The organism is Methylophilus sp. Q8, assembly GCF_000800115.1.
Lineage (GTDB): Bacteria > Pseudomonadota > Gammaproteobacteria > Burkholderiales > Methylophilaceae > Methylophilus.
The window spans coordinates 1,059,757-1,084,497 of sequence record NZ_JUHE01000001.1 but is presented as its reverse complement, the minus strand read 5'-3'; the positions used below and the strand labels follow the sequence as shown (position 1 = coordinate 1,084,497).

The 24,741-nt window shown below is 50.4% G+C and carries 21 protein-coding genes; 6 read left to right on the top strand and 15 right to left on the bottom strand.

The window, feature by feature from the left end:
* Positions 1 to 2: 2 nt before the first annotated feature.
* Both aroE and GQ52_RS05260 read right to left on the bottom strand, forming a co-directional pair.
* Positions 3 to 827: a shikimate dehydrogenase gene (aroE, locus tag GQ52_RS05265; RefSeq protein WP_047515701.1), complete on the bottom strand. Its 825-nt coding sequence runs from the start codon at positions 825 to 827 to the stop codon at positions 3 to 5.
* 41 nt (positions 828 to 868) lie between these two features.
* Positions 869 to 1,318, bottom strand: coding sequence for a rhodanese-like domain-containing protein (locus tag GQ52_RS05260; RefSeq protein WP_047515699.1), 450 nt, complete (start codon positions 1,316 to 1,318; stop codon positions 869 to 871).
* Between the two features lie 351 nt (positions 1,319 to 1,669).
* Here GQ52_RS05260 and glnA point away from each other — a divergent pair, with 351 nt between their 5' ends.
* The 4 genes from glnA to ntrC all read left to right on the top strand — a co-directional run bounded on the left by glnA (position 1,670) and on the right by ntrC (position 6,317).
* A complete protein-coding gene (glnA, locus tag GQ52_RS05255; protein ID WP_047515697.1) occupies positions 1,670 to 3,079 on the top strand; it encodes a type I glutamate--ammonia ligase in 1,410 nt (469 codons plus the stop codon).
* Positions 3,080 to 3,204: 125 nt separating this feature from the next.
* A complete protein-coding gene (locus GQ52_RS05250; protein ID WP_047515695.1) occupies positions 3,205 to 3,696 on the top strand; it encodes a DUF4124 domain-containing protein in 492 nt (163 codons plus the stop codon).
* 109 nt (positions 3,697 to 3,805) lie between these two features.
* Positions 3,806 to 4,906 carry a nitrogen regulation protein NR(II) gene (gene glnL / locus GQ52_RS05245; RefSeq protein ID WP_024930131.1) on the top strand — a complete coding sequence of 367 codons (1,101 nt, stop codon included), beginning with the start codon at positions 3,806 to 3,808 and terminating at the stop codon, positions 4,904 to 4,906.
* Positions 4,907 to 4,925: 19 nt separating this feature from the next.
* Entirely contained in the window at positions 4,926 to 6,317 is a 1,392-nt protein-coding gene (gene ntrC, locus GQ52_RS05240) for a nitrogen regulation protein NR(I) (RefSeq protein ID WP_024930132.1), read from the top strand.
* A gap of 1 nt (position 6,318) precedes the next feature.
* Here the strand turns inward: ntrC and GQ52_RS05235 are convergent, their stop codons facing one another.
* A complete protein-coding gene (locus GQ52_RS05235; RefSeq protein WP_047515693.1) occupies positions 6,319 to 6,993 on the bottom strand; it encodes a DUF6445 family protein in 675 nt (224 codons plus the stop codon).
* Between the two features lie 107 nt (positions 6,994 to 7,100).
* Positions 7,101 to 8,357 carry a porin gene (locus GQ52_RS05230; protein WP_200884066.1) on the bottom strand — a complete coding sequence of 419 codons (1,257 nt, stop codon included), beginning with the start codon at positions 8,355 to 8,357 and terminating at the stop codon, positions 7,101 to 7,103.
* Positions 8,358 to 8,723: 366 nt separating this feature from the next.
* Here GQ52_RS05230 and GQ52_RS05225 point away from each other — a divergent pair, with 366 nt between their 5' ends.
* The gene (locus GQ52_RS05225) at positions 8,724 to 9,206 is read left to right on the top strand and encodes a hypothetical protein (RefSeq protein WP_024930135.1); all 483 of its coding nucleotides are present in this window, start codon (positions 8,724 to 8,726) and stop codon (positions 9,204 to 9,206) included.
* Between the two features lie 8 nt (positions 9,207 to 9,214).
* Here GQ52_RS05225 and mutY read toward each other — a convergent pair whose 3' ends face one another.
* The 4 genes from mutY to katG all read right to left on the bottom strand — a co-directional run bounded on the left by mutY (position 9,215) and on the right by katG (position 16,765).
* Entirely contained in the window at positions 9,215 to 10,252 is a 1,038-nt protein-coding gene (mutY, locus tag GQ52_RS05220) for an A/G-specific adenine glycosylase (RefSeq protein ID WP_047515689.1), read from the bottom strand.
* Positions 10,253 to 10,254: 2 nt separating this feature from the next.
* Positions 10,255 to 12,945: an AsmA family protein gene (locus tag GQ52_RS05215; protein ID WP_047515687.1), complete on the bottom strand. Its 2,691-nt coding sequence runs from the start codon at positions 12,943 to 12,945 to the stop codon at positions 10,255 to 10,257.
* A 19-nt stretch (positions 12,946 to 12,964) separates the two neighbouring features.
* The gene (locus tag GQ52_RS05210; RefSeq protein WP_019880670.1) at positions 12,965 to 13,768 is read right to left on the bottom strand and encodes an undecaprenyl-diphosphate phosphatase; all 804 of its coding nucleotides are present in this window, start codon (positions 13,766 to 13,768) and stop codon (positions 12,965 to 12,967) included.
* Between the two features lie 813 nt (positions 13,769 to 14,581).
* Positions 14,582 to 16,765, bottom strand: a complete 2,184-nt coding sequence (katG, locus tag GQ52_RS05205) for a catalase/peroxidase HPI (RefSeq protein ID WP_047515685.1) — start codon at positions 16,763 to 16,765, stop codon at positions 14,582 to 14,584.
* 346 nt (positions 16,766 to 17,111) lie between these two features.
* On the opposite strand from katG, the gene GQ52_RS05200 reads away from it, so the two are divergent.
* Complete coding sequence (locus GQ52_RS05200) at positions 17,112 to 18,017, top strand: hydrogen peroxide-inducible genes activator (protein WP_047515683.1); 906 nt, start codon at positions 17,112 to 17,114, stop codon at positions 18,015 to 18,017.
* A 12-nt stretch (positions 18,018 to 18,029) separates the two neighbouring features.
* Here the strand turns inward: GQ52_RS05200 and GQ52_RS05195 are convergent, their stop codons facing one another.
* The 7 genes from GQ52_RS05195 to dsbD all read right to left on the bottom strand — a co-directional run bounded on the left by GQ52_RS05195 (position 18,030) and on the right by dsbD (position 24,738).
* Positions 18,030 to 18,899 carry a DUF3426 domain-containing protein gene (locus GQ52_RS05195; RefSeq protein WP_047515681.1) on the bottom strand — a complete coding sequence of 290 codons (870 nt, stop codon included), beginning with the start codon at positions 18,897 to 18,899 and terminating at the stop codon, positions 18,030 to 18,032.
* The gene (prmA, locus tag GQ52_RS05190; protein ID WP_024930141.1) at positions 18,890 to 19,792 is read right to left on the bottom strand and encodes a 50S ribosomal protein L11 methyltransferase; all 903 of its coding nucleotides are present in this window, start codon (positions 19,790 to 19,792) and stop codon (positions 18,890 to 18,892) included. Before prmA ends, GQ52_RS05195 begins: the two co-directional genes overlap by 10 nt.
* A gap of 2 nt (positions 19,793 to 19,794) precedes the next feature.
* Positions 19,795 to 21,144 carry an acetyl-CoA carboxylase biotin carboxylase subunit gene (accC, locus tag GQ52_RS05185; protein WP_019880676.1) on the bottom strand — a complete coding sequence of 450 codons (1,350 nt, stop codon included), beginning with the start codon at positions 21,142 to 21,144 and terminating at the stop codon, positions 19,795 to 19,797.
* Positions 21,145 to 21,269: 125 nt separating this feature from the next.
* A complete protein-coding gene (gene accB, locus GQ52_RS05180; RefSeq protein ID WP_047515678.1) occupies positions 21,270 to 21,725 on the bottom strand; it encodes an acetyl-CoA carboxylase biotin carboxyl carrier protein in 456 nt (151 codons plus the stop codon).
* 31 nt (positions 21,726 to 21,756) lie between these two features.
* Positions 21,757 to 22,194 carry a type II 3-dehydroquinate dehydratase gene (aroQ, locus tag GQ52_RS05175; RefSeq protein ID WP_019880679.1) on the bottom strand — a complete coding sequence of 146 codons (438 nt, stop codon included), beginning with the start codon at positions 22,192 to 22,194 and terminating at the stop codon, positions 21,757 to 21,759.
* Between the two features lie 194 nt (positions 22,195 to 22,388).
* The gene (locus GQ52_RS05170) at positions 22,389 to 22,922 is read right to left on the bottom strand and encodes a TlpA disulfide reductase family protein (protein WP_047515676.1); all 534 of its coding nucleotides are present in this window, start codon (positions 22,920 to 22,922) and stop codon (positions 22,389 to 22,391) included.
* A complete protein-coding gene (gene dsbD / locus GQ52_RS05165; RefSeq protein ID WP_047515674.1) occupies positions 22,915 to 24,738 on the bottom strand; it encodes a protein-disulfide reductase DsbD in 1,824 nt (607 codons plus the stop codon). The genes GQ52_RS05170 and dsbD overlap by 8 nt, the downstream gene beginning before the upstream one ends.
* Positions 24,739 to 24,741 lie beyond the last annotated feature (3 nt).

The window sequence follows — 24,741 nt, the reverse complement described above, 5'->3', positions numbered from 1 at the left end:
ACCTAGGACTGACGCAAAGACTGGATCACAGAAGCAGTGTCTGGTCGCAAACCATGCCAGAGATAAAACGCTTCGGCCGCCTGTTCTACCAGCATGCCCAAGCCATCTGCCACGCGCGCGCCTGCTGCACGCGCCTGCTGCATAAATGGCGTGTCTCTGCCATACATCATGTCGTAGGCCAGCGTATGTTGCTGGAATACCAGTGCTGGAATTTGCAACACACTATCGTTTAACCCGGCTGAGGTAGCATTAATCACCACGTCATAGCCTTGCGATAAGTCGGCAAATGTCTGCACCTGCAATTTCACCTGCACATGCGCAGCGTCTACGGCAAAACGATCTGCCATGGCCTGCGCTTTATCCAGGCTGCGATTAGCAACGGTCAGTTGCAAGGGCTGCTGTTCAAGCAAAGGCAACACCACGCCTTGCGCAGCACCACCAGCACCAAGCAACAATATGGTTTTACCAGCCAGGCGCGTTTGCTGATGTTTGAGGATGTCGTTGACCAGGCCGCAGCCGTCCGTATTGTCACCAAGCAACTGCGAAGCTTTGAAGCTTAAAGTATTCACCGCACCTGCCGCCTGCGCCCGCGCAGATAAATCCTGGCAGGCATCAAAAGCCTCAAACTTAAATGGCACCGTCACATTGGCGCCCACATAACCGTCGGCTTGCAAGCGCGCAATCGTTGCAGCAAAGCCATCCAAAGGCGCCAGCACCTTCTCGTAAACGATGGATTTATTGAATTGCTGTGCAAAGGCCTGGTGGATCAATGGCGATTTGCTATGTTCGATTGGATGACCAATCACTGCATACTTTTCAACGGTCATACGCGGCAAAGCTTCATTTGTCTAAAGTGATTGATACAGCGTTAATTAGTCCACGGCAGGCCAGCATGCTTCCAGCCGTTAATCAAGGTTCTTTGCTTCAGCGCATTGGCCTCGCCTTCAAAGCCTTCAATCATATTGTAAGCATTGCTATAGCCCAATTGCTGTGCCAGCAGAGCCGCATTATGGCTGCGTCCGCCCGTACGGCACATAAAAATCACGGTGCGAGATTTATCCACTTGCGCTTGCAATTGTGCAGCAAACTCGGCATTTGCCACCATGCCAGGATAAAACGCCCACTCGACATGGGTTGCTACCGGCACGCGCCCGACCAATTCCAACTCCGCACGTGAGCGTACATCGACCAACACCGCTTCGCTATTCTGGCTAATCAATGCATAGGCCTCTTGTGGTGTCACCGCACCTGCATATGACAAGCCGGTTTGTGAGGCGCGGACATGGGCCTGAGTTAAGATATTTTCTACGCTTTCCAAATCACACCTTCATTCATTCACACAAGGACTAAAACGGCGAGTATACCCGCGAAAGCAAGTCAAAATCACAATGCACAATTTTGGTGCTCAATTTGTTGCATTGCACACAAATAGTGCATGATGTTTTTATAATTTTATGTAAGATACCCCTTAACCATGCAAAATGGTTATTTTGGCGTGGCATGCTTCCTGCTAATATTACACATTGAGATTTCCTGGGATTCGGTCATCCGGCTGAATCCCAACTATCCATTGTTTGACACTTGCTCACGTTCCGGGACATCCGCAACATGCCCCGCTTTTTGCGTGTGCAACTTAAAAATTTAGACCTTGATCATTGAGGAGAATGTAATGTCCGTTGCAAACGTAATGAAATTGGTTGCAGAAAACGACATCAAATTTGTCGATTTCCGTTTTACCGACACCAGAGGTAAAGAGCAGCACGTGACTGTGCCAGTTTCTCACTTCGACGAAGATAAATTTACTGAAGGCCATGCATTTGACGGCTCTTCCATCGCTGGATGGAAAGGCATTCAAGCCTCTGACATGCAACTGATGCCTGATGCAAGCACCGCATACATTGACCCGTTTTTTGACGAGCCAACATTGGTTTTAACCTGTGATGTTGTTGACCCTACAGATGGTAAAGGTTACGACCGCGACCCACGTAGCTTGGCGAAACGCGCTGAAGCCTACCTGAAATCCAGCGGCCTGGGCGACACAGCCTACTTCGGTCCTGAGCCAGAGTTCTTCATTTTTGACAGCGTACAATGGGATGCCACCATGGGTGGTAGCTTCGTTAAGATCAACTCCGAAGAAGCAGCCTGGTCATCAGGTGAAAAATTCGAAGGCGGCAACACAGGCCACCGTCCAGGCGTTAAAGGTGGCTACTTCCCAGTACCACCAGTCGACTCACTGCACGACATCCGTTCTGCCATGGTATTGACACTGGAAGAGCTGGGCGTGCCAGTTGAAGTGCACCACCATGAAGTGGCGACTGCTGGTCAATGTGAAATCGGTACTAAATTTGCAACACTGACACAACGTGCTGACTGGACGCAAATCCTGAAATACGTAGTGACCAACACCGCGCACGCTTACGGTAAAACTGCAACCTTTATGCCTAAACCAATGTTTGGCGATAACGGTTCTGGTATGCACGTGCATCAATCCGTATGGAAAGATGGCAAAAACCTGTTTGCAGGTAACGGCTATGCTGGTTTGAGCGATTTCGCCCTGTACTACATCGGCGGCATCATCAAACACGCGCGCGCATTGAACGCGATCACTAACCCAGGCACTAACTCATACAAGCGCCTGGTGCCACATTACGAAGCACCGGTAAAACTGGCTTACTCTGCTAAAAACCGTTCTGCTGCGATCCGTATCCCATTCGTACATTCAGACAAAGCACGTCGTGTTGAAGCTCGCTTCCCAGACCCGATTGCCAACCCATACCTGGCTTTCTCAGCTTTGCTGATGGCTGGCCTGGATGGCGTTCAGAACAAAATTCACCCAGGTGAACCAGCGACAAAAGACTTGTACCATCTGCCACCAGAAGAAGATGCATTGATTCCAACCGTGTGTTCTTCATTGGAGCAAGCGCTTGAGTACCTGGACAAAGACCGCGAGTTCCTGACACGCGGTGGTGTGTTCACTGATGACTGGATTGACTCTTACATTGCATTAAAAATGGAAGAAGTTACCAAATTGCGTCAAACACCACACCCTGTTGAGTTTGGTTTGTACTACTCCTGCTAATCGCAAGAGACGCACCAAAACAGGGCAGCTTAGGCTGCCCTGTTTTTTTATGCACACTCAGCATCGCCAACCTTTTGCAGTAAACACACGTTGATAACCTCAACAATCTACTCTAAACTATTGCCATGAAAAGACTTTTTTACGTTCTCGCTTTTGTACTGGCATCAAGCAGCTGCCTGGCGGATATCTACAAGTATACGGACAGCAATGGTGTGACCACTTACACCAATATCAAGCCAGAAGGTCACAGCAAAGCAGAATTGGTCATTAGCGGCCCAAAAACGGCGGAGCCACCACCCGTTGCGCGTGAAAAAAAACCTAGCGCAAAAGCCCCCTCTCCGGCTAATTTCCCCAAAGTGGATAACCAGACGCAAAACCAGCGCGACCAAAAACGCCGCGAATTGCTCATGAGTGAATTAGAGCAAGAAAAACAAGCACTTGAACATGCAAAACAGCTCTACGAAGAGGCGCAAAATACGCCCGAAGTCTATAAAGGCGCCAATGGAAAAACCTTTAGAAACGTCGCAAAATACGATGAAAAACTACATGTGATTGAAGCCGAAATTCAGGCCCATGAGCGTAACATCGAGCTACTCAACAAAGAACTTAATCTGTAAACGCACCATTTTGGGAATTCTTTAAACCATTTTTGACACCTGAGTTAGAATTGGCTTGGCTTTTGCTTTAAAACAGGGCGTGATTCACTCTTTTTAACAAGCTTAGGATATGGTTCAAAAATCTCCCCACGGGTTTAGCGGTTTAGAGCACATTGCAACAGCAGTGATTCTGCTCAATAACCAGCTGGAAGTAACCTATGCAAACTCGAGTGCAGAGATACTGTTCGCGTTTAGCGCCAACCAAATTCACGGCCTGCACATTCACGATGTATTCGTGAATTGCGAGATTCTGCAAATGGCAGTCACCAATGCCATACAAACTCAAGGTCCCTTTCGGGAACACGAGTTCACGCTGACCACACAACGCGGGCACACCACGGCGGTCACTTGTACCGTCACACCCATTTCAACCACGTTCAACCAAACGCCAGAGGACATGCTGATCCTGGAGTTTGTGCAAATGGACCAGCAATTGCGCATTGCGCGCGAAGAGCGCATGCTGATTCAACAGCAAGCCAACTCAGAGTTGTTGCGCAATCTGGCACACGAAATCCGCAACCCCTTGGGTGGTTTGCGCGGCGCAGCGCAATTGCTTGAATTCGAGCTGCCACAAGCTAGCCTGAAAGAATACACGCAAGTCATTATTAAAGAGGCGGATCGCCTGCACAGCTTGATGGATAGGCTGCTGGCGCCCCATCGCGTACCCAAATACGAGCCGACCAACATTCATGAAGTATTGGAACGCGTACGCAGTTTATTGCTGGCGGAATCCCCCAATCATATCCGCGTCATTCGCGATTATGATACCAGCCTGCCCGAGCTAATAGGCGACCGCGAAAAGTTGATTCAGGCGGTGCTGAACATCGCCCGCAACGCCGCGCAAGCCATGCAACAAAGCCAGACGGAAAGCGCAAGCATTACCTTCCGCACGCGTGCAGAACGCCAGATTACGCTGGCCAGGAAACGCTACCGCGTTGGTATCCATCTTGAAATTATTGATAACGGCCCTGGCATCCCGGCAGGCATTAAAGAACGTATTTTTTACCCTCTGGTTTCGGGTCGCGAAGGCGGCACAGGCCTGGGGCTAGCGTTGGCGCAAACATTTATTACGCAGCACCATGGCATGATAGATTGCGATTCACAGCCAGGCAAAACAACCTTTCATATATTGCTACCGATTGAAAGTACGCAATTAAAATCATCAGCATAATAATTGACGAGAAATAGCTATGAAACCAATCTGGATCTTAGACGACGACAAATCCATCCGCTGGGTGTTTGAAAAAGCACTGGCACGCACAGACTTTGATTTCAAAACCTTCTCGTCCCCTGCAGAAGCACTGAATGCCTTAAACCGCGAGCAACCACAAGTGATTGTCAGCGACATTCGCATGCCTAACGGCTCCGGGCTGGACTTTCTGTCAGAGGTAAAACAGCGCTTTCCGGATATCCCCGTCATTATCATGACTGCTTACTCCGACCTGGAAAGTGCAGTGGCGGCATTTCAGGGTGGCGCCTTTGAATATCTGGCCAAGCCTTTTGATGTCGACCAAGCCATTGAAATTATCAAACGTGCGGTTGAAGAGAGCATGCGCCAATCGGTTGAAGCCGTCGAAGACACCGGCCCATCGCCAGAAATTATCGGTCAGGCACCAGCCATGCAAGAGGTGTTCCGCGCCATTGGTCGCTTGAGCCGCTCACATTCAACGGTACTCATCAATGGTGAGTCTGGCAGCGGTAAAGAGTTGGTCGCCAGCGCGCTGCACAGACATAGCCCACGTGCAGACAAACCATTTATCGCGATTAACACCGCAGCGATCCCTAAAGATTTGCTGGAATCCGAATTGTTTGGCCACGAACGCGGCGCGTTTACCGGCGCCGCAGCGGCCAGAAGAGGGCGCTTTGAGCAGGCAGACAACGGCACCTTATTTCTGGATGAAATCGGCGACATGCCTGCAGACTTGCAAACACGCTTATTGCGCGTGCTATCCGATGGCCAGTTCTATCGGGTCGGCGGCCACCAGCCAATCAAGGTCAATGTACGCGTCATTGCGGCCACGCACCAGGATCTGGAAGAGCGCGTTAAACAAGGCCTGTTCCGTGAAGACTTGTTTCACCGCTTAAACGTCATCCGCCTGCGCCTGCCGCCTTTGCGCGAGCGCAGGGAAGACATCCCCTTGCTGACCAAGCATTTTCTCGCCCACAGCGCTCAACAGCTGGGTGTAGAGCCTAAACAATTATCCCAAGCGGCCATCAAATACCTGATGTCAGTGAATTGGAGCGGTAACGTCCGCCAACTGGAAAACGTCTGTCACTGGCTCACTGTCATGGCACCCGGCCAGAACGTAGACGTGAATGACCTGCCACCAGAACTGAAAGAAGATACCGGCAAGCACAACACGGGCGGCTCCTGGCAAGAAGCATTAGCGCAAGAAGTTACAGATGCGCTCAATCGAGGCGAAACCAATATCCTGGATGCAAAAACCAAGGAGTTTGAACGCATCCTTATCACGCGAGCCTTGGCCCATACCGATGGCCGTCGCATTGAAGCGGCCAATCAGCTAGGCATGGGACGCAATACGCTGACGCGCAAAATCCAGGAATTAGGGATAGACGATTAAATTAGATATGCACCTGCTGGCTACGCCATAGTGGGAATGAGCTGTGTTTCTGCGCATCAATACTGCTGACAAAAAAGACTTGCGCCAAGCGTGAGTCTTTTAAGGTTTTGCCAAAGAAGTTATTTGCGGCATGAAAGTGACGGCCTTCATACAAAATCAAAGTGTTATACACATTATTGATGCGTACGATTTCATCGAACATGCTGTGATAAGCGGTATCCATCTTCACTGTCCCGTCTGCAAAGCGCTTATCGTTTACCTTTAACGCTTTCTCATAGGCATCTTGATCAAAACTTTTATTTGGCCTGAACAGTGAGGTGCCTGAATCGAGTGGCGCATCTGGACTTAAATACAATACGGCTGCAAACACCGCATTACCATCAGTGTGAATTACACCTCTACCATAATCTTCACTCACACTCTGAAAGTTGGTCGAAATTGCCCAGCGCATATGCTCATATTCTGAGTTATGAAATAACGAGATGATTTTTGTGCTCAGCTTCTCAAATAAAGGCTTATTAATGACGGATAAATCTTTTGTGCGAGCCCCTGGAAATACGTAAGGTACATCTTTCAATTGATGGCGATATTGGTATTTCTGATTCAGCGCAAAAGTCCTTACTGCGTCTGGGTCTTCATAAAAATTTTCAACGATCGTAACAGGATACAAATTCATAATTTATTAACCACTATCAGCAGATAAGCTTTTATTGAGATAAAAAAACGGCAACCGAAGTTGCCGTTTTTCTGACTTTTAATTTAAGCAGTTAAACTGCAATTAAACTAGAAGAACAGGATCGCACCCAGAGAGATGGTTTTTGCTTTAACATCTGTATCTGCAACAGTACGATTGTTTGTTTCGTCTTTAGCAACAGAGTATTCAGCAACCAAGTTCAGGTGTTTTGTCAGAGGGTGGTAAGCACCAACTGTCCACATGTTAGCTTTAACGTCGCTGAATGTGTCAGCACCGTTACCGTCCAATGTAGATTCACCGTAAGAAGCAGCCAACTTAGTACCTACGCCTGGAACAGTGTAAGAACCTTGTACGTACCATTGGTCAGAGTCACGACGTTTGCCGTTAGCATCGAAACCACCAGCAAACTGAACTGTTTGGCCGATACCTTTACCTTGGCCGTAGTAACCAACCAGACCGAAGTCAGCAAATTTCAGGCTAGTACCGATATCCCATGCGTAAGCACGCTCGCTACCGAAGTTAGTACCTGCAGTTGTTGTAGTTGTCACTACACCAGTACCCAGATCTGCAACTGATGCAGTTGTTGAAGCACCAGCTAAACCTTCAACCTTTTGGCTGATAGCAGATGCCCAAACTTTACCAGCTACATCACCTGTCCACTCGTAAGAAGCTTTACCTTCGTACGCAGTTTGTGAACCAGCACGGTCAGTAGAACCAACACCGCCGTTAGCAGCGATTGCGTTCCAGCCTTGTGTCAAACCAGCTGTGAATTGGAAACCGTTCCAGTTTGGTGAGGTGTAAGCAACTTGTGCTTTCCAGTCAGCATACATGAAACCACGGCCGATACGACCCAAAGTTGTTGTGTTGCCAGCCAAAGAGCCAGCAGCAGAACCAACGCCCAACAGAGTTTGGTCGTTCAAGATAGCGTCTGAAGCGTAAATGCCCAGATCTTTACCCAGCTTGATAGAACCCCATGAAGCATCACCGAAAGTCAAGAATGCTTGACGGTTTTCTTGTTGTGAAGATTGCTTACCAGCTTGTGTTGTAGAAGCACCTGGGTTGATGCTGATTGTGAAACCAACATCCAGGTCGTTCTGACGTGTTTTACCAGAAACGCTCAGGTAGTTTGGCAGCAAACCTGTAGTGATGTTAGCTACGCTGTCACCATTTTTGTACTCGCCAGCAGCAGAGTCATCACCGCTGAAGCTAGTGTGAGTGTAGTAAGCGTTTACAACGCCACCGATGTCCAGAGTCCAGTCACCAGCTGGGATAGTGATGCCAGCTTGTGCGCCAGTAGCGGCAGCGAACAGAGCTGCTGCAACTGCAACGTTCAATTTTGTATTCATACGAATCTCCAAAAATGTTGTTTTCACAACTTGTGTAAGGATATTGCTTTTTAAGATGAGCGCAAAAACGCTCATACTCGAGAACTCCTGCGGAATCACTTAAAGCATTTCCAACAAGGTCAGAGCAATTTTTGCAAATGCAGGGCTTTGGGCGCAAGTGAATACGTCAAATTGCTTAGCGCAAGTTTGATTTGTTGCAGAATTGCAACAGTCTGACTAGTTCTGGAAATTGCAAGGTTATGAAAAGGAGCGGTTTTACTAGGCTGTTCAAACTGAATTTATCTAAAAGTTTCTGCTAGGATAGCAATGTTTAACAGTGTCTTTTGCTGTCCATACCTTTATATATGATTCTAACCGGGGCTTCTCATGATTTCTGACATTCAGTTATGTAGTCGTTTTATAGATACATTAGACTGGATTTGCCAAGTGCTGATCAGACACTCTGATGACTTCAATGTCGCCCTGGTGAGAATTGCCTATGGGGATGACAACAGCCTGGGCGAGGCTTATGGCGCGCCTGAGGCATTGCGCCAGCTCTCTTCTTTGACACACGATTTGCAGCGTTCGTTTAGACGTTCAGATCTGGTCGGCAGGGAAGGCACTGACTTCTGGATTTTATTCCCTTACACCCGCGTCACGGATAATGTCTACGACAAGCTTATGGATGTGATTCAAGGTTCTGCGCACGCGAACTTGAATATTGTTGAGCGCGAAATCGCTATTTTTGAGTTGCCTGTGATTTACACAAAAGCGCTGGTGAAACCTGATAGCGCGCCTTCTTTATTAAAACATCTCAAGAACAATCAGGCCGAGTTGGCCACCCATGTATTTCGACTCGCAAACCTCTAGGCACCCGCCTAAGGCTGTTTGAACGCTTTAATTAAAGTGCGCACAGGCGTTGGCAGTGCCGCTGAAATCGCGTCAGAGAAGGTCAGCCACTGCATATGAGGGGGGAGGGCAGGCCGTCGCCCGGTCAGCTGTAATGGTTGCGGCGTAATTTCAAGTTTGAAATGTGTAAAGGTATGCCACAACACTGGCAACACTTCGAGTGTCTCGGTTTCCAATCCCAGGCTATCCTGCACATGCGGCACGGCTATTTGCGTAGAAGATAATTCAGGCAGGCTCCATAACCCTCCCCATATCCCCTGATTGGGCCGACGCTCCAGCAAAATCTCACCCGCATCCACAATCATCAGCATGGTGACCTGCTTTTCTGGCAATGCTTTGCGCGGTTTAGAGGCGGGCAGCTGAGCCACACGCTGTTGTTGATATGCCTGACACTGATCCTGCATAGGGCAATCATCGCACCGCGGTTTGCTGCGCGTGCAGAAGGTCGCACCAAAGTCCATTAAGCCTTGCACATACGCTGGCAAACCATCATCAGGCAATAACGCTTCAGCAATTTGCCACAGTTTTTTTTCAACTTCGGGCAAGCCTGGCCAGCCATCTACCGCATACAACCTGGCCAGCACACGCTTAACATTGCCATCTAAAATGGTCTGGCGCTGATTAAAAGCGAATACACTAATCGCGGCAGCCGTTGAGCGGCCTATGCCTTTAAGTGTCTGGATGGTATCGAAATCTGTTGGAAAAATACCACTATGCTCACGCATGATAGTCTGCGCAGCATGATGCAGGTTACGTGCGCGGGAGTAATAGCCCAAACCACTCCAATGACGCATCACCTCGTCCTGCTCAGCCTCGGCCAGACTGGCGATGGTGGGAAAACGCTGCATAAAGCGGTCATAGTAGCCGATGACGGCCGACACCTGCGTTTGTTGCAGCATGATTTCAGACACCCACACGGCGTAAGGATCACGCGTTTGTTGCCACGGCAAATCATGGCGACCATGAACCTGCTGCCAGGCAATCAGTTTTTCGGCAAATTCACTCACAGCTAGAAGTTCAACAGCTTTTTCAAGGCCTTCTGCTTGAGCTGGTCGGCAGGCTTGGCTGGTTCCGTTGTTGTCCCGCTTTCGGATTTGGAGGCATCACCACCCGCGCTATCGCTAGATGATTTGCCATTGAGCAATCCTTTTAAAGCGTCGGCCTTCGTGCCGCCAAGTTTGTCGGTAATCGCATCCAGTGCCACGGATTTCGCCAATGCTTGCCCCAACGCGGCCATATCGATACCAAATTTAGGCGCGGCAAAAGTGCCCGTTATTTTAACTGGCACACCCACGCTACCAAGCTGCTCGGCATCTTTACCACCCTGACCTTTGAGCGAATTGACCAGCGTTGGCTTGGCCAGATAGTTAATCTGTTCTTTGCCAATATCGATATCGCCCTTGCTTTCGCCCTTGGTCAACCGAAAAACCGGCGCCTTCATGGCCAGGTCGTCATTGTGCGCAACACCGTTTTTGATATTAAACGTTGCCGTCAACTCACTAAAGTCTGTTTTTTTGCCTTTATCCGCATCGGCATCCGACTGGCCTTTGAGCACATTCAGCTTGCCTTTGGCGTCCCGGATCGCGCCAGCCAGATCAAAGCCTTTCACGGCGCCTTCAGCCATACGCAAATCAACCGAGCCGCCCAGTGACTTTTTTAGCGCCGTCACCGTATTACCTTGCGCTGTCACATTTAAATTCAAGTTACCGTTGCCAGACAGCATGTCATTATTAATAGTATCGACCAACAACGGGCCGACGGCGATATTTTGCAGGCTTTGTTGAATCGCCAGCGCGGGGGTCGCACGGGCATCCAGCTTGACTGCGCCGCGCACCGTGCCCTGATAGACATCCACATTGAGCGGATCCAGACTCGCCAGCCCATCTTGTGCTTTCAAACCAATATTAAGGTTTTTAGCTTCTGTTTTGCCATATTTCAACCAACCCACACGGATACTGCCCTGCGCATTCAGTGCTTTCAAGGCAGACAAATCAATCGGTTGCTCAGCCTTATCGGCCGCTTTGTCAGCAGGTTTGCTTTCACTGGCGCTGGCCGTCGATTGCGGCAAGTAGCGATTCAAATCCAGCTTGTCTATATTGAGGTCAAACGTATATAAAGGCTTGCTGAACTGGCTAACCCCGACATTACCTTGAATACGCGTGTCATCCAGTTTGACATCCAGGCCTTGCAAGGCGAGCTTTTGTCCATCGGCTTTGATGCCAACATTGAGACCACTCAAGGTATAGGGACTGTATAAAATCTTGCCGATATTGATGCTGCCATCAAGGAACAAGGTTTTTAAGGCGCTCAGGTCGGCAGGTTTATCTGCTTTGGTGCTGACTTTAGCGCTGCTCGCTGCAAGCTCTTTTTTACCACCTGCATTGCCGAGCAGCGCGTTCAAGTTCAAAGTATCAGCATGCAGCTTGAAACCAATATGCGGCGTACTGAAACCGGCGACACTCACATCGCCATTCAGTTTGGTTTCCGCCAGCACTAAGTCAAACGTGGTTTTAACCTGCTCTTGTTTCACATTGGCATTGGCTGCCAGCTTGAACTGGCCCTGCATGGCACCATTAGGCAAAGCCGGGTCTTTAATATCAAATTTGCCAGCCAACGCAGGTACTTCAAAAATCAGGTCGGTCAGATTGGCTTTCACCGGGGATGCGAAGTGGCCTTCCACTTTGCGCGCACCCGCATTGACATTAATATCCGCTGTAATGCCTTTGCTTTCCACTGCCTGTTGATTACCCTTTAATTCAGCCAGTACCACGGCCAAGTCCACATCGCCATTGGCATCTTTCTGCTTGAGTGACAGCAATACTTTGTCGCTACTGATGAGCGTTGGATTCACTGTCAAGGCAGGCGCCTGTACGCTGACATCGCGTTGAGCGCCTTTAAAGTTCCCTTGCATGGCCAGTTTCAGGCCAGATACATCCAATGCCGTTTTCGCAGCATCAACATCCACTGAGCCTTGCGCAGTGACTGTGACGTCCTGCCCATCCAGCAGCGCACCCTTTAATTGTGCGTCTAAGCCTTTAACAACAAAATGCTTACCTTCCGGGTCAGCCATGATATTGACCTTGATCGCCGCTTTCGCATCGATGGCAGGCTGGTTAGCCGCCAGGTGAAAATCTGTCGCCACATCAAACGGCTTTTTCAACGCCACTTGACCAGTGGTCAGGTTAAACTGGTCTACACTATATTGCGCGCCTGTGCCTTCATTGCTAAAACTGGCCTGGGTGTTAGTGATTTTGACGCCTTGCACATCAAAATTAATCTGCTGTGACTCTTCCTCTTCCTTGCTCAGCAAATCATCAAAGTTGAAGCTGCCATCGGCATGCTGAATCACATTGACCTGCGCGCCATCCAGGTAAACGGTATCCACCACGATTTCTTTTTTGAGCAGGGGCAATACTGCCAGCGCCACTTTGGCGCTTTTAATCGCAGCAAACTGTTTGTCAGATTGATGCTCGGACAAAGTGATTTCACCTAAATCAGCACCGATTTTTGGCCAGAAGCTGAGCTTGATGTCACCCTTGATATCCAGCATGCGCTGTTTTTTGTCTTTCACCAACTGAATCACGGTTGGCTTGTAATCGTTAGGATTAAAAGTCACCGCCAGGTAAACCACCACCAATAGCAACAGCGCCAGCAGCGCAGCGATGCCTAACGCAATTTTTTTAAACAGTGCACGATTCATGACTCACACCTTAAACAGATTAATGTGCAAAAAAGGCCAATATCAGAATACCAAATACGATGCGATACCAGGCAAACACCGCAAATGAATGCTGGGCCACGAAACGGATCAACGCACGAATCACCACCAGCGCAGACAGGAACGAAACCACAAAGCCAATCAAGAAAATCAGCGCATCATCAGCAGACAACAAATCACGCGCCTGGTATAAATCCAGCCCGGTCGCCGCAAACATAATCGGCAACGCCAGAAAGAATGAAAACTCAGTCGCGGTCTGACGACTCAGGCCAAAACACATACCACCCAGAATCGTGGCACCTGAACGTGACATGCCGGGGAACAAGGCCAGCGACTGAGCAAAACCAATCTGCAATGCTTGCTTGGCCGTGATCTGGTCAACATCGCTCGTTTTGCCTGCAGGCGCAAATTTTTCAATCAGTAAAATCAGTACGCCGCCAACGACCAGCGCAATACCCACCGTGAATGAGGAAAACAAATGTTCTTTAATCTGATGATGAAATGCCAGGCCGATCAGCGCAGCTGGTAAAAAGGCAATAATCAGGTTGCGTACAAAATGTTGAGCGTTGGTGTCGGTTTGAATGCGTTGCACCGTATTCCAGAGACGCTGGCGGTATTCCACGCAGACCGCCAGGATCGCGCCCAACTGGATGATGATTTCAAACACATCGCGTTTATCTTTAGAGAGAAAATCCAGCCACTCCCCGGTAATGATCAGATGTCCAGTACTACTGACAGGAATAAACTCGGTCGCGCCTTCGACCAGGCCCATGATCACGGCCTTCAGCATCAAATAAATATCCATGGCTGTATTCTAGCAGACACTGCAAAGGACTTGCGGGGTGTTGGGAAAATTAGCAGGATCAGTCATACCGTGAAATATTTAGTCATAAATGTAGCGTTTTGCGTGATTGCGGTATGGCTGGAGTCCAAACGAAGTGAGGTGGGAATAAAAGGTTGCTCGTTTTCTGGAGGGTTCCTTTTCGCCTCTAGGCGCGTCACTTTCTGATGCTTGCCCCTCAGAAAGTAACCAAAGAAGAGGGCACCCAGCCATCACGGCCTGACGGCTCCCTTGCGTTGCTCAACAAAATAAGCGGTCACGAAACTCATCCTAGCGGGCTGCACAATACGCAGCCCACCGCGGGATTCGAACAGTCGCTCCCTCTACTCTTATTTTGCCTCCGCTACTCAGCGTGATGGAATGGGATTTGTCTCATCTAACTTGCATTGGTTTAGTTCGGACGATTCAAAAACTAGATTCTTTTGTTAAACCTTCTAAACGATGGCGCTCACTTGGTGTTCGGGGCCCCCATCTGCCGCGCCGAGCAACGCAGGGTTGACGGGGGTCTTCGGCAAGCAACTGTTTGAGCTCCAAAGGAGCGAGTTTTTGATTGCCGCCCGGCAAACCGAGTAGCACAGGAAACAAGCGGAAGTTGGGGTGCACTTTCTTTTGGTTACTTGTTCTTTGTGCAAGCAAAGAAAAGTAACTCGCCAAAAAGGCGAAAAGCAACACCACATAAATACACAAACCTAAGAATTACCTTCTCTACGAGATCCGATCCACAAATAAAAAAGCGCCTCGATTGCTCGAGGCGCTTTCGCTTTACAAAAATAGCAACTACTTCAAATCAAACCGATCTGCATTCATGACTTTCGTCCAGGCAGCCACAAAATCCTGCACAAATTTCTGTTTAGCATCGTCTTGCGCATACAGCTCTGCATAAGCACGCAATATCGAGTTAGAGCCGAACACGAGGTCCACACGTGTCGCAGTCCACTTCACTGCACCCGTACTGCGGTCACGCACTTCATACAGGTTTTGCCCTGTTGGCACCCATGTATAACGCATATCAGTCAGGTTAACAAAGAAGTCGTTACTGAGCACACCAGGTCTATCGGTAAACACGCCGTGCTTGCTTCCGGCATGGTTGGTATCCAGCACTCGCAGACCGCCGATCAGCACCGTCATTTCTGGCGCGGTCAATCCCATCAATTGGGTACGATCAAGCAACATATCTTCCGGGCTGGGCACATAGTCCGCTTTCAGCCAGTTGCGGTAACCATCATGCACTGGTTCCAGCACATCAAAAGACTCCGCATCGGTCTGCTCAGCGGTAGCATCGCCACGACCCGCAGCAAATGGTACTTTCACCTCAACACCTGCCGCCTTGGCTGCTTGCTCAACTGCGGCAGTGCCTGCCAGCACAATCAGGTCGGCCAGACTGACTGGTTTACCAAACGCTTGCTGAATCCCTTGCAGCACAGCCAGCACCTTCTGTAACCGGGCTGGCTCATTGCCTATCCAGTCTTTTTGTGGCGCCAGGCGAATACGCGCCCCATTGGCACCGCCACGATAATCCGACGCACGGAAAGTACGGGCACTGTCCCAGGCGGTGGCAACCAGCTCTGCAGTGGTCAGGCCGCTACCCAGAATTTGCGCTTTCAAACTAGCGACATCAGCCTCGTTCAGTGCATTACCAGCAGGCACCGGGTCTTGCCAGATCAGGTCTTCCTGCGGCACATCTGGACCAATATAACGGGCTTTTGGCCCCATATCGCGGTGCGTCAGCTTGAACCAGGCACGGGCAAATACCTCGGAAAAGTATGCCTGGTCATCACGAAAACGCTCCGAAATCTGACGATAAGCCGGGTCTTTAATCATGGCCATGTCAGCATCGGTCATAATCGGGTTATAGCGGATGCTAGGATCTTCAACATCGACCGGTTTGTCTTCTTCCTTGATGCTCACAGGCGTCCACTGCCATGCACCAGCCGGGCTCTTGCTCAGCGCCCATTCGTGGTTAAACAGCATGGCAAAATAGCCGTTATCCCAACGCGTCGGGTGTGTGGTCCAGGCGCCTTCAATGCCACTGGTGACTGAGTCACGGCCAATGCCACGTGTCGTATGGTTGTTCCAGCCCAGGCCTTGCTCATGCACATCGGCTGCTTCAGGGTCGGCACCCAGGTTGCTGGCCTGGCCGTTGCCGTGTGCCTTGCCCACGGTGTGACCACCTGCCGTCAATGCCACAGTTTCTTCATCATTCATGGCCATGCGGGCAAAAGTTTCACGGATATCGTGCGCTGTTTTTAATGGATCAGGGTTGCCATCCACACCTTCCGGATTGACATAGATCAGGCCCATCATCACCGCTGCGAGCGGGTTTTCGAGATCGCGCTGGCCGGAATAACGATTACCTTCGCTACCGGTTTTGGCCAGCCACTCTTTTTCGTTACCCCAGTAAATATCTTTTTCCGGATGCCAGATATCGGCACGGCCAAAAGCGAAACCAAACGTTTTCAGGCCCATGGACTCGTAAGCGATAGTGCCGGCGAGGGCGATCAAATCTGCCCAGGACAGCTTGTTGCCATATTTCTTCTTGATCGGCCACAGCAGGCGACGTGCCTTGTCGAGGTTGACGTTATCAGGCCAGCTATTGAGCGGTGCAAAACGCTGGTTGCCCGTGCCTGCACCGCCACGCCCATCCGCCACACGATAAGTCCCGGCCGCATGCCAGGTCAGGCGAATCATTAAGCCACCATAATGCCCCCAATCAGCTGGCCACCATGCCTGGCTGTCGGTCATTAAAGCATGCAGGTCTTTTTTCACGGCCGCCACATCGAGGGTAGCGACAGCCTGGCGATAATCAAAAGCCTCCCCCAGCGGATTAGTCTTGCGATCTTGCTGATGCAGGATATCCAGATTTAAAGCATTGGGCCACCAATTGGTATTGGATTGGCCGCTGGCGGTAATTGCCCCATGGCTAAAAGGACACTTGCCGGTCGCGTGTTGTTTATTCTCCATTTTTAAGCTCCTTTTTCGATTATGATCATCCAGGCTCCAGAGATGACCAGATGATCAATATACTACTTCTTAATTATTGCGATAATAGTTCATCACCCAAATGATCAAAGCGATCTTGTTGCTGATTAAAAGCAGGCAGCGTAAGCCGCCAATGTTTCCTGCAAATCAGGGGGTTCGGTATACAGCCAGGCCAACATGTTTTCTCCTTATGAATGAAGTGCGAGTGAGTACATGACTTGCATTCTAGGCAAGCGATATTAATTTGCATAATTGTATGTTTTGATATTATTGATTAATAAAATTAATAGAATTACACTAGCAGCCATCACCTGATAAGAGCACCGCCATGACCCTGATTGAATTGAAGTTTGTGTTAGCCGTGGCACAAGAACGTAATTTTCGCCGCGCAGCCGAAAAATGCTTTGTCACCCAGCCCGCGCTGAGCCTGGGTATTAAAAAGCTGGAAGAAGAACTAGGCGTGTCATTGTTTGAACGCAACCGCAATGAGGTCACACCCACCGAGATCGGCGAGCAGATTATTGCGCAGGCGAATATCGTGCTGGAGCAGGCGGCCAAAATCAAAGACATGGCTAAACATGGCAACGACCCGCTGAACGGCCTGTTTAAACTGGGCATGATTCACTCGGTAGGGCCTTACTTGCTGCCGGAAATCATTCCGCCATTGATAAAAACGGCACCGCATATGCCGCTGGAGGTGGAAGAAAACATCACCGCGACCCTGGAGCAGCAACTCAAAAATGGTGTCATTGATGCCGCCGTCATTGCTTTGCCATTTGATGTGCCTGGCATTGAAACCATCCCGCTTTACGATGAAGACTTTAATGTCGTTGTGCCGGTGAGCCATCCATGGGCGACGCGCAAGACCATTCATGCGGATGAGTTAAGTAACGAGAAAGTGCTGTTGTTGAATACTGGCCATTGCTTTAGTAACCAGGTGACGCAGGCCTGCCCGGAGTTGAGCCGCAAAGGGGAGGTATTACAAGGGAATTCACTGGAGACCATACGTAATATGGTGGCTTCCAATCTGGGGATCACGGTTTTACCGGCCATGGCGACCGTATCGCGCTATCAAAATCCGCTGATTCGAGTCATCCCGTTTAGCAAACCCGCACCTAGCCGACGCATTGCCTTAGCTTGGCGTAAAAGCTTTGTACGCACCGCCGCTATTGAGGTGCTGGGAAAAGTAATGATGGAAGTGGGTGCAACGCAGGCGCAACTTGCTCGCCGCTAAATACAGGAGTACTTAGTAGGCGATGGCAACGCGGAAGCCGGTGACCAGTTTTTCATCGACGCCGAGCAAGGTTTTCACTGCTTGCTCTTGCTGCGGGGCCAGTCCATCGGCAACCTTGACCGAGGCAGGCAAATACTCCGATGGTGCGAGCGTTTTACGCAGCACCGGCTCATCAGCGGTATTGGTCAGGGTCAGTTCTACTGTAGGGTAAGCCTGCGCAACGCTGCCATGATTCATTAGCACACTGGAAAAAATGAGTACGCCCTGACGCTCTTTATGCTCCTGAATATCAGCGTCATCAATGGTCAACTGGGCAATCTCGCGCGGCACACTGACATCGCAATGCAGCGGCTTGCACAATGCCAGCAAGAGCGGTTTGGTTTGCGGGTAAGTGGCCGCCAGGCTGGTGCGCGAGAAATATGTTAATTGCAAGCCAAGCAGTAACAGCAGGGCGCCTGCTAGCGCGATAAACACACGTTGGCTGGCAGCGCTTTCCACGGGCACTGGCCGCTCATCGGCAAGGGAGATATCACGTAAAAATGCCGGGATAACAGGTTCTGAATCCGCGCCTTCTGCATGCAATGGCGTGGAAAAAACATCGTCTAATGGCAGGTCTGGTCGCAGCGAAAAATCTGGCACTACGGAGGTATTGTCGCTTTGTGCCGCTTCGGCACTCACTTTAAAATACACGGCGGCATCGCTGGCCACTTCAGTCGTATCGGCGGCCGGCAAGGGTGGCGTAATTGACGATAGCAAATGCGAGCCAGCATCAAACACATGGTCGCATTCGCCACAGCGCACCTTGCCTGCATAGGCTTGCAATTGTTCGTCAGTGACTTCGAATTGTGTTTGGCAGGCCGGGCAGGCCGTAATTAAGGACATTTTCTGCTTCCCGTCAGCAAGACCCATCCATCTTGCTGGATGGGGGCATCCATATCAAACCACTCTGAGTAACGTGCCAGCAAGATGTCCTGCTGGCTATCCAATATGCCGGATAATGCAACTTTGCCGCCACTTTTGCAAGATTTGGCAATCACTGGCGCCAATACCATCAGCGCACTGGAGAGAATATTAGCCACCACAATATCAAATGGCTCATGCAGGTAGTCTGCAGAATCATAAAATACGGCATCCACCTGATTATTAGCCGCATTATCGCGGCTGGCAATCACGGCTTGCCCGTCAATATCAACACCGATAGCACTCTGCGCGCCTAACTTTTTAGCTGCAATGGCCAAAATCCCTGAGCCACAGCCGTAATCCAGCACATTGGCCTTGGCCAATAAGGGCTTGGGCAATTGCGCCAGCCAGCTCAAGCATAAATGCGTGGTTGGATGACTACCGGTACCAAAAGCCAGGCCTGGATCCAGCACAATATTGATGGCATCGGCATTCGGTGCCTGATGCCATGAAGGCACAATCCACAACTGATCGGTCACGCGGATTGGGTCAAACTGGGCTTGTGTCGCCCGCACCCAGTCCTGCTCTTCAATCTGTTCCACCTGGTACTTCAAGCCATCCAGTTGCAAGTCAGACTGCACATTCGCCAGTAGCGCCTGCACATCTGCCTCGGCATCCAGCATGGCAGTGACGATATTCTGTTCCCAGATACCCGGTGGCGGGTCGCCAGGTTCGCCGAAAATGGCCTGCTCGGCCATCGTGTCGGCGTGCGCATCTTCTATGCTGACAGACAATGCACCATGCTCCATGAGCACGTCACTGAGCGACTCGGCCTGCGGCTCGGTCGATTGAATTTTAAGTAACAGCCAATGCAACATTATTTCGAGCTGATACCCAGCTTCTGCTCCAGATAGTGAATGCTGGTGCCGCCTTGCTGGAAGGCCAAATCGGCCATCAGGTCAGAATGCAGCGCAGTATTGGTTTTAATGCCTTCAACATACATCTCAGACAAAGCCACGCGCATTCTGGCAATCGCCTGTTCGCGGGTCGCACCATGCGTGATCAGCTTGCCGATCATGGAGTCATAATGTGGTGGCACGGTATAACCGCCATAGACATGGGTATCCATGCGTACGCCAGGGCCGCCAGGCATATGGAAGCGATTGATAAAGCCTGGGGAAGGCACGAAAGTGTAAGGGTCTTCAGCGTTAATACGGCACTCAATGGCGTGACCATTCAAGACGATATCGCGCTGACGGAACGGTAATTTTTCGCCCGCAGCAATAAAGATCTGTTGTTGCACCAGGTCGATACCCGTGATCATTTCGGTCACGGTATGCTCCACCTGCAAACGTGTGTTCATTTCAATGAAATAGAACTCACCATTTTCGTACAAAAACTCAAAAGTGCCTGCACCACGGTATTTAATCTTGCGGCACGCCTCTGCACAACGCTCACCAATCTTGTCACGGATTCTTTCCGTTAACAGTGGCGAAGGCGCTTCTTCAATGATTTTTTGATGACGGCGCTGCATGGAACAGTCACGGTCACCAAGATAAACCGCGTTACCATGCTGGTCAGCCAGGATCTGGATTTCAATATGGCGCGGATTCTCGAGGAATTTTTCCATGTAAACCATGGGGTTACCAAAAGCCGTTTGTGCTTCGGCTTTAGTCATATTCACCGCATTCAGCAACGCCGCTTCGGTATGCACCACACGCATGCCACGACCGCCACCGCCACCAGCGGCTTTAATAATGACCGGGTAGCCAATACGTTTGGCCGTTTTCATGATTTCGGCCGGATCGTCATTCAAGGCGCCATCAGAGCCTGGCACACAAGGCACGCCCGCTTTTTTCATGGCATCTTTAGCGGAAACCTTGTCCCCCATCAAACGGATGGTTTCGGCGCGCGGGCCGATAAACACAAAACCACTTTGTTCAACACGCTCGGCAAAGTCTGCGTTTTCAGACAGGAAGCCATAACCAGGGTGAATCGCTTGCGCATCAGTCACTTCTGCAGCACTGATCACCGCAGGGATATTCAGGTAACTTTTAGCTGACGGCGCAGGGCCAATACACACAGACTCATCGGCCAATTTGACATATTTAGCATCACGGTCGGCCTCGGAGTGCACCGCCACCGTTTTAATCCCCAACTCACGACAGGCGCGCTGCACGCGCAAGGCAATTTCGCCGCGGTTGGCAATCAGTATCTTCTCAAACATTATTAACTCCGCGTCTCAATAGCCGCGTGGCTTGCAGCCACGACGCAATTTAACTTCGTTGCTGTGCTGCCTGCAGGCAGCTGGTCGCCGCGATTGGCAATCAGATTTTTTTCAAACATAGCGGATTAACCAATCAGGAACAATGGTTCGCCGTATTCCACTGGCTGGCCGTTTTCAACAAAAATCTTCTTAATCGTGCCTGAGAACTCGCTCTCAATTTCATTGAGCAGCTTCATCGCCTCAATAATGCACAAAGTATCGCCAGTGCTTACACTGCTGCCAACATCAACAAAGGATTTGGCATCAGGGGATGAAGCGCGGTAAAAAGTACCGACCATCGGTGATTTAACCACTTTGCCATCCAACACTTCAGCCGGGGCAGCGGCAGGCGCAGCAGCAGCTGGCGCGGCGGCAGGTGCCGCAACCGGTGCCGGGGCAGCCACATATTGTGCGACCGGCGCAACGCCAGGCGCCATGGCGCGACTAATACGTACTTTTTCCTCACCCTCGGTCAGTTCCAGTTCGGAAATCCCCGATTCCTCTACCAGATCAATCAGTTTTTTGAGTTTGCGTAAATCCATAAAAGCCTCGAATGTAAATGTTTTAATGTTATTAGAGTTGTTGGATGTAACGATATGCGGCGAAGTATCCCTCTGCGCCCAAACCGCAAATCACTGCGGTTGCAATATCGCTGAAATAAGAATGATGACGGAATGACTCGCGTGCATGCACATTCGACAAATGCACTTCAATAAACGGCACATTGACCGCAGAAAGGGCATCACGAATGGCAACGGAGGTATGTGTGAATGCCGCTGGATTGATAATGACATAATCAACGCGGTTCACGGAAAGTGCGTGTATTTTCTCAATGATCTCGGCTTCAGAATTACTTTGAAAAGTATCCAGACGCACCTGATCAGCGCGCGCCAAATCCTGCAAACGCTGATTAATGTCTGCCAGTGTTTGACTGCCATAATGCTGCGGCTCACGGGTGCCCAGCATATTTAAATTGGGTCCGTGAATCACCAGGATGGATTTGGTGCCCATTTCACACGCCTCTCATGGAGAAAAGTACAACCTTCATGGCGTCGAAGTTTGCCGAAGTTATTGCATTTTGTCCAGAGAAATTCGCAGTTTAAAGAAAATTGAAAGTCGCTAATTTAGCCGACAATTGAAGGAGTTTTGCAGCGAACAGGCGGGATTTGACCGCCTGCGTACACTAGAAAAAAGTAAGCAAACCGCTACAACTTGAGTGCATTTTGCAGCATTTGGCGATTGACGCGGCCAAAGAAAATCTGCGTCACTTCGCCTTGCGCGGAGATCACCACCGTATAAGGCAACACACCTTTATGGTTACCTAATGTTTCTGCCAATGGCATGCCTTCATTCTCGGCTATCAGCAGGGGATAGCTCACGGGCGTGCTTTCTATAAACTCATGCACGGCGGCCGCTTCATCAATCGCCAGGCCCAATACAGCAATCTGAGGATGTGCACTGGCCAAAGCAGAAATCTCCGGCATTTCTTCGCGGCAAGGCTCACACCAGGTCGCCCAGAAGTTCAAAATAAGCGGCTTGCCTTTATATTGCGCCAATGGATATGCTTTACCGCCATGATCGAACAGGGTGGTGGCCCATACTGGCGCAATGTCCGCTGCACTCGGCAATGCGGATTCTGTTGCCATAAACTGGTGGCGGTTAAGATATAACCAGCGAAAACCGCTGCCCAGCACCACCATCAATAAAACTGTCATGACCACGCGAGCAACATTACGCATGTGGTGACGCCTCCACTGGCTTTAACTTCAGCGCGCGGACGGTACGCACAAAGCGCTCAGCATCCTGATAGCCTTTAATGACCGGCTGCACGGCCTGGCCCTGGGCATTGAAAAACACGATGCCGGGCGGCCCGAATAAGGCAAACTGTTTCAATAACGCCGCATCTTCGGCACGATTGTCTGTGACATCGGCCTGCAACAGTAATACGCCTTGCAATGCAGCCCGCACGGCAGGATCGCTGAAGACAAACTGCTCGTACTCCTTGCACGAAACACACCAGTCGGCATAAAAATCCAGCATTACCGGCTGACCATGGGCAGCCTTCAAGCGTTGCTCAAGTGCTTGCACGCTATGCACGCGCTCAAACGCCAATGGCTGCACACTGGCAGGCGAACTTGCCATCAGGGCTTGTAAGGGTTGTAGCGGCGAACGCGCCCCTGACCAGGCACCAACGAGCAAGGCGATGCCATATAGCAGCAAGATGACCGCAAACCCTTTAAATAGGCGCGGTACCGTGCCCGCCGTAGCAGGTAATGGATCAATTGCCCGCAAATAAATCGCAGGCACAATGCAAAGTGCCGCCCATAACACCAATTGTGCCGCCACCGGCAAAATCGGGCTGATGACCCAGATCGCCACACCGAGCATTAGCACACCAAACAAACGTCGAATCGTATTCATCCACTCACCGGCTTTGGGCAATAATGTGCCCGCAGAGGCGCCGATCAATAACAATGGCACGCCCATGCCTAAGGAAAGTGAAAACAAAGCCACCGCACCCAGCGTGACATCATGGGTTTGGCTGATATAAAGCAAGGCACCCGCCAACGGCGCGGCCACGCACGGGCTAATAATCAGGGCGGAAATCGCACCCATGAGAAAGTCACTAAGTAAATGACCACCTTTAAAGCGGTGGCTCCAGTTAAAAAAGTAATTCTCAACCGCGCTTGGCAACTTCAACTCATAAAAGCCAAACATCGAAAAGGACAGCACCACAAAAATCAACGCGCCCGTGATCAGAGCAGCGGGCGTTTGCAAAGCGTTGCTCAATAACTGCCCCGACAAACCAGCAGCAACCCCTGCCAGCGTATAAGTCAGGCACATGCCCAAGGTATAGGCCAATGACAGCGTGAAGGCTTTACCGCGTGAAACATGCGCATTTTTACCGACAATAATGCCGGATAGAATAGGAATCATGGGGAACACACAAGGCGTCAATGCCAACAACAATCCCGCCCCGAAAAAGCCCGCAACAATCTGCCACCAGCGGCCAGAAGATAACAATTTGCCGGAGAACTCTTCTTCAACAGGCGCAACGTCTGACGCAGCAGATGTGATGCTGCCAGAAGAAACCGCAGATCCAAAAGAAGGTGACTTGGACAAAGGCAGTGATTTTGTTTGTGGTGGATAGCACAAGCCTTTTTCACTACAACCCTGATAGCGCACCTGCAACGTATCAGGCGCGGCGCCCGTAAACACGACCTCGGCTAAGGTGTCGTGGTGAAACACCTGCTGCTCACCAAAATTAGGGTCATTTTTAGTTTCGCCCGCAGGCAATGTGATTTTGGCAGTGTCCCCGGCGGGCAACACCAATTGAATGCGCTCACGGTATAAATAATGTCCCGGTGCCACGGTGAACTTGAGCTGCGCATGGCTGGCATCTACCAAACCGGCCTCGACTTTAAACGCCTCATCGACGGGCAAGAAATCTTCACTGCTCTCTTCAGTAAACAGTTTTGAAAACTGCGACGCCGCATGCACGGGTGGCATGACGAGCAACAGCGCGACCAGCAGGATCCAGCTTCTTAACCACATTGT

Coding starts and splice junctions, on each gene's coding strand:
- aroE (WP_047515701.1), bottom strand. CDS start 827: ATGACCGTTGAAAAGTATGCAGTGATTGGTCATCCAATCGAACATAGC.
- glnA (WP_047515697.1), top strand. CDS start 1,670: ATGTCCGTTGCAAACGTAATGAAATTGGTTGCAGAAAACGACATCAAA.
- GQ52_RS05250 (WP_047515695.1), top strand. CDS start 3,205: ATGAAAAGACTTTTTTACGTTCTCGCTTTTGTACTGGCATCAAGCAGC.
- glnL (WP_024930131.1), top strand. CDS start 3,806: ATGGTTCAAAAATCTCCCCACGGGTTTAGCGGTTTAGAGCACATTGCA.
- ntrC (WP_024930132.1), top strand. CDS start 4,926: ATGAAACCAATCTGGATCTTAGACGACGACAAATCCATCCGCTGGGTG.
- GQ52_RS05235 (WP_047515693.1), bottom strand. CDS start 6,993: ATGAATTTGTATCCTGTTACGATCGTTGAAAATTTTTATGAAGACCCA.
- GQ52_RS05230 (WP_200884066.1), bottom strand. CDS start 8,357: ATGAATACAAAATTGAACGTTGCAGTTGCAGCAGCTCTGTTCGCTGCC.
- GQ52_RS05225 (WP_024930135.1), top strand. CDS start 8,724: ATGATTTCTGACATTCAGTTATGTAGTCGTTTTATAGATACATTAGAC.
- GQ52_RS05215 (WP_047515687.1), bottom strand. CDS start 12,945: ATGAATCGTGCACTGTTTAAAAAAATTGCGTTAGGCATCGCTGCGCTG.
- GQ52_RS05210 (WP_019880670.1), bottom strand. CDS start 13,768: ATGGATATTTATTTGATGCTGAAGGCCGTGATCATGGGCCTGGTCGAA.
- katG (WP_047515685.1), bottom strand. CDS start 16,765: ATGGAGAATAAACAACACGCGACCGGCAAGTGTCCTTTTAGCCATGGG.
- GQ52_RS05200 (WP_047515683.1), top strand. CDS start 17,112: ATGACCCTGATTGAATTGAAGTTTGTGTTAGCCGTGGCACAAGAACGT.
- GQ52_RS05195 (WP_047515681.1), bottom strand. CDS start 18,899: ATGTCCTTAATTACGGCCTGCCCGGCCTGCCAAACACAATTCGAAGTC.
- accC (WP_019880676.1), bottom strand. CDS start 21,144: ATGTTTGAGAAGATACTGATTGCCAACCGCGGCGAAATTGCCTTGCGC.
- accB (WP_047515678.1), bottom strand. CDS start 21,725: ATGGATTTACGCAAACTCAAAAAACTGATTGATCTGGTAGAGGAATCG.
- aroQ (WP_019880679.1), bottom strand. CDS start 22,194: ATGGGCACCAAATCCATCCTGGTGATTCACGGACCCAATTTAAATATG.
- GQ52_RS05170 (WP_047515676.1), bottom strand. CDS start 22,922: ATGCGTAATGTTGCTCGCGTGGTCATGACAGTTTTATTGATGGTGGTG.
- dsbD (WP_047515674.1), bottom strand. CDS start 24,738: ATGTGGTTAAGAAGCTGGATCCTGCTGGTCGCGCTGTTGCTCGTCATG.